This window comes from Nostoc flagelliforme FACHB-838 (genome assembly GCF_014698065.1).
Lineage (GTDB): Bacteria > Cyanobacteriota > Cyanobacteriia > Cyanobacteriales > Nostocaceae > Nostoc > Nostoc flagelliforme_B.
The window spans coordinates 1-3,529 of record NZ_JACJSI010000519.1 but is presented as its reverse complement, the minus strand read 5'-3'; the positions used below and the strand labels follow the sequence as shown (position 1 = coordinate 3,529).

The following is a 3,529-nucleotide window of genomic DNA, read 5'->3' as shown; positions in this document are numbered from 1 at the left end:
TTTTGTAAATTCTCTTTCTGTAATTTACTTAAGTATCCTTTGGCTGGCATAGCAGTAAGTCCACGAGTTTATTTAATTTACATTTTATGCAAATTAGATGTGGAACAGCTTATGATAGATGTTTTTCCGGTTCCCCCCTTGTTAAGGGGAGCCAGCGCGGTCTTGGGGGTTTCCCCCATGAGCGACTGGCGTGGGCTAGGGGGGATCGAATTATATGCAGCTTCATAAAAAATTGGTATCAGTGGCTATACTATTGTCAAAAAAGTTATGAGTGCCAAATAGTTTCATACTCTTTAACAAAGAATTGTACCTGTCTCAAAACTAAATGGATCATGGCGGAAGAAGTTTTCCAAGATGAAATTAGAGAATCTGCCCAGCAGTCTAATAATTCAATTCCAACTAATTCGGAATTATTATCCCAACTAAATCTAAGTAAGTAATTATCATGCCCCGGTGTCCGGCACTGGATGAATTTTTCAGCAATAGTGCCAGAAGTGAACCCGTTATCAGTAAGAATTTTAGTGAGAATTTCAGCGTGTATGCTATCCATTAAGGTGCCTCAAATATTATTATCTAGAGTGTCGTCACAAAAATTACTGGTAACTCAAGTAGTAAGCTAATCGGCATTTAAATTGCAACATAGGCACTATTACCCCTGTTTTTTATATTTCGATGCCACTTAATGACTAGCTCACCCTGGTTCAATAGCTTATCGAGTAAAGACTTTAACTCATCTACTGATTGAAATAGACGATGAGCAATGTATTCCTTACATGAAAGCAGAATAATTAAAATTCTTTCTCTTACGTGCGGTAGATCACTCTCCTTAAGAGCCTGCTGTAGTTGAGTAACTTGTTCCGAAGTTAAAAAGTTTTTGGCTGGTGGTGGCATAATTATTTTCAATCGACTCTGCATTTATATTATGCAGCTTAAATGCCGATTAGCTTACATCATCTAAAATTGCACTTCTGGCTAACACACGATTTACATTTTTGGTAAGTGAGTCTAATTGCTGTTGAGTATTGGATTGTCTCTCAGCAAGCCCCAATACTATTTGTTCAAGTCGGTCTAGTCTGCTAGGGAACATCCGTGAGAGGTTAAGGTAATTACACAAATGTCTGTGAGGGTGCAGGAAAAGGGGATAAATCCAGCCTGGAGACTGGTTTTCGCAGGGCTTTGACAACTCCTAAATCTTGATTCTCTTTTGCAGCAAAGTACTTAATGGGGTCGTCAGCTTTCCCCTTGTCGTAAGCGACACTAAAATGATACAAACCACGAAAGATCATCTCTAAAGAAATGCGGTCAAATGGTAGAGATAATTCATCGGCAACAGCATAAAATAACCAAGTTGCCCAGACTTGTAACTTGACACCATTAATAGAGCCAGTCCAGAGATAAGATAATCCCAATAAACGTTTTACAATGTAAAAAGCCTCTTCGATGCGCCATCTTCGACAGTATAAATCAGCCACGACATAAGGAGGTAAAACTTGTGGGTCAAGGACAGAAGTAATATAAGAATAATTAGTCTTACCAACTTTGATTTCGATTATTGATTAAAGATAGCCGGAGTTAATAAAGCTTCTAAGTGAGCAGCAATCGCTTCATTATCTATAGTAGGAGTATGATGTTTTTGTGTGTGGTCAGAGTTGTGTTTTGGTCGCTTGGGCATGGCGGTAAACCAAACTTTTTGTGAACTCGTTTAGTAATTGAATTTACCGAATAATGTTCCCCAATTTTTATCAAGGTATTGAGTCGTTACAATAGTTTTTGAATTAATATTTCAGCTATTCAAAAGCATCTTGATTATCATTCTTATTTAAATTCTTTTGAGTATTTTAACTGATTGACAAAATGCGTTTTATCTTAACCTCTCACAGATGCAGGGGGCAGGGAGCAGGGGAGAGAGTTTGCAGCTTTTATCACCATAAAAATGGTGCAATTTAAATGACGATTAGCTTAGTGCAGCTTGAGCAAGTCAAAAAATTGCAATGCAAATATGGGCAGGGGTATTTTTTCTCCCAACCAGCAGCAGTGTCTATAGCAGGTGCTTTAATACAACAGCAGTCAAGTTAAGTACCTCCAAAAGCAACGCGAAAATGTGCAACCAAAGCACAAGTATAAACTCAAAGCCCGTCCGATACATTTGCAATTGTGCCCGAATTTTGGAGACGTATATGCTGGCTGAAGCTGAACCTGAGTACGAGCATTGGTTAGGGGAGACCGTAGAAAAAAAGATACCAGCCGTGTTTCGAGTTTATTCGTTGTGTAGCGTAGATATTGGTTGTGACGGCTGGTATCTTTTCTCAGGGCTTGTGCCTACTTAGTTGATTTTAGACTGATTTGGTCTACGTTTAAATCTTTAGCTGATATGTTAAATTATTAAGGTCTAGCTGATATCCAGTTAAAATATGTTAGATATCAGAAGTAATGACGCTTAATATGTAATCCATAAAATTTGATTTTTGTCATCTATCTATCTGAGATAATTTTCGGATAGATGTATCAATAGTTATAGCTTTGTTGATAGTAAATTACAATTCTACTGACTGAATTTTTAAGAAATGATTAGTGAATTTAGTAGTAGTATGTTGTTAGTTAATAGCAACTAAGCTTGCAGTCAAAATTTTCAACTTACCAATTCTTTTCTCATTAAACAACAGATGGTTGCGCCAGAGACCCAGGAAAAATCTGGACTATCTTAATGGCGAATTGCGAATTGCGAATTGTTATTACTTGTATGTATGTCTGTGTAACTCGTGAATGTAGCTTGCTTGGACTTAAAGTATAAACGGTAAAACCCCTAAGCTCAAGAATGCTGAATTCACTAATTCAGCATTCTTCTTCAATTCACTGCTTTATAACTTGCAGTTCACTTCAATACAGGGAGTCAATCAATGTGGTTAAGTACACGAAAAATTTTATATGTTAATAATCCCCGCTGGCGTGAATATTTCGATTCTCTTGGTTTTCCCCGTAGGGCAGAAATTCGCAGTATCGATTCTTGGTGCAATCCTCACGTTCATTACTCGGAAAACTTTCGCTTGCATTCATTAGAATCAGACAGGCAACGCTAGGTTAATTATCGCTTACTCAGTACCCAATACTTTTCGGATAAGCCTAACAATCTCTCTTTTGGTCTGAGAAAAGGTTACTGGGTTTGGGGGAAAGGTGAATTCAAACCTTTCCCTTTCCCCCAAAACCCGAAAAGTATTGACTTAGTACCTACCAATTTTGTCGCCGAGTTATTTCCGATGCCACAGATTACCATTTCCCTGTTTGTGCAATCAGGCTATCTATTGTAAATAAATACTGTATCACTGTTATCCCTCTTCTGTCACTTTCCGATATAAGCAAGTAGTTCAGGAGCTTAATCATCCAGAAGCATAACAGGGTTTAAATTGATTCATGGCAGCAATTAAATGATTGAATCCCAGGAATAAATGTGAATTAGGGAAAATACTTAACCAGGGATAAATCAACCAAAATAGTAAAAGTGGTTGGATAATGAGACGCAGATTATTTAAAG

The 3,529-nt window shown here is 37.5% G+C and carries 5 protein-coding genes and 3 pseudogenes; 3 read left to right on the top strand and 5 right to left on the bottom strand.

Annotated features, from left to right (window positions below):
• On the top strand, nt 1-228 hold a 228-nt coding region (locus H6G97_RS52045; RefSeq protein ID WP_206759176.1), incomplete at its 5' end, for a hypothetical protein.
• A 37-nt stretch (nt 229-265) separates the two neighbouring features.
• Here H6G97_RS52045 and H6G97_RS47835 read toward each other — a convergent pair.
• The 4 genes and pseudogenes from H6G97_RS47835 to H6G97_RS55220 all read right to left on the bottom strand — a co-directional run bounded on the left by H6G97_RS47835 (nt 266) and on the right by H6G97_RS55220 (nt 1,672).
• On the bottom strand, nt 266-550 hold the full coding sequence (locus H6G97_RS47835; protein WP_190947346.1) for a hypothetical protein: 285 nt from the start codon (nt 548-550) through the stop codon (nt 266-268).
• Nucleotides 551-627: 77 nt separating this feature from the next.
• Nucleotides 628-780 (bottom strand): annotated as a pseudogene (locus H6G97_RS47830) (IS630 family transposase); the annotation flags it as partial.
• 350 nt (nt 781-1,130) lie between these two features.
• A pseudogene (locus H6G97_RS47825) lies at nt 1,131-1,553 on the bottom strand (transposase); the annotation flags it as partial.
• Entirely contained in the window at nt 1,550-1,672 is a 123-nt protein-coding gene (locus H6G97_RS55220) for a hypothetical protein (RefSeq protein WP_277883466.1), read from the bottom strand. The pseudogene H6G97_RS47825 and the gene H6G97_RS55220, both read right to left, overlap by 4 nt.
• 275 nt (nt 1,673-1,947) lie before the next feature.
• Between H6G97_RS55220 and H6G97_RS55215 the strand changes: the two genes are divergently transcribed.
• Nucleotides 1,948-2,076 (top strand): hypothetical protein, encoded by a 129-nt coding sequence (locus H6G97_RS55215; RefSeq protein WP_277883465.1) that lies wholly within the window; start codon nt 1,948-1,950, stop codon nt 2,074-2,076.
• 821 nt (nt 2,077-2,897) lie between these two features.
• Nucleotides 2,898-3,077, top strand: a complete 180-nt coding sequence (locus H6G97_RS47820; RefSeq protein ID WP_190947345.1) for a hypothetical protein — start codon at nt 2,898-2,900, stop codon at nt 3,075-3,077.
• Between the two features lie 297 nt (nt 3,078-3,374).
• Here the strand turns inward: H6G97_RS47820 and H6G97_RS47815 are convergent.
• Nucleotides 3,375-3,529, bottom strand: a pseudogene (locus H6G97_RS47815) (IS701 family transposase); the annotation flags it as partial.

What these genes read in the sequence shown, in the direction of transcription:
- H6G97_RS55215 (WP_277883465.1), top strand. Translation starts at nt 1,948, where the DNA reads ATGACGATTAGCTTAGTGCAGCTTGAGCAAGTCAAAAAATTGCAATGC.
- H6G97_RS47835 (WP_190947346.1), bottom strand. Translation starts at nt 550, where the DNA reads ATGGATAGCATACACGCTGAAATTCTCACTAAAATTCTTACTGATAAC.
- H6G97_RS47820 (WP_190947345.1), top strand. Translation starts at nt 2,898, where the DNA reads ATGTGGTTAAGTACACGAAAAATTTTATATGTTAATAATCCCCGCTGG.
- H6G97_RS55220 (WP_277883466.1), bottom strand. Translation starts at nt 1,672, where the DNA reads ATGCCCAAGCGACCAAAACACAACTCTGACCACACACAAAAACATCAT.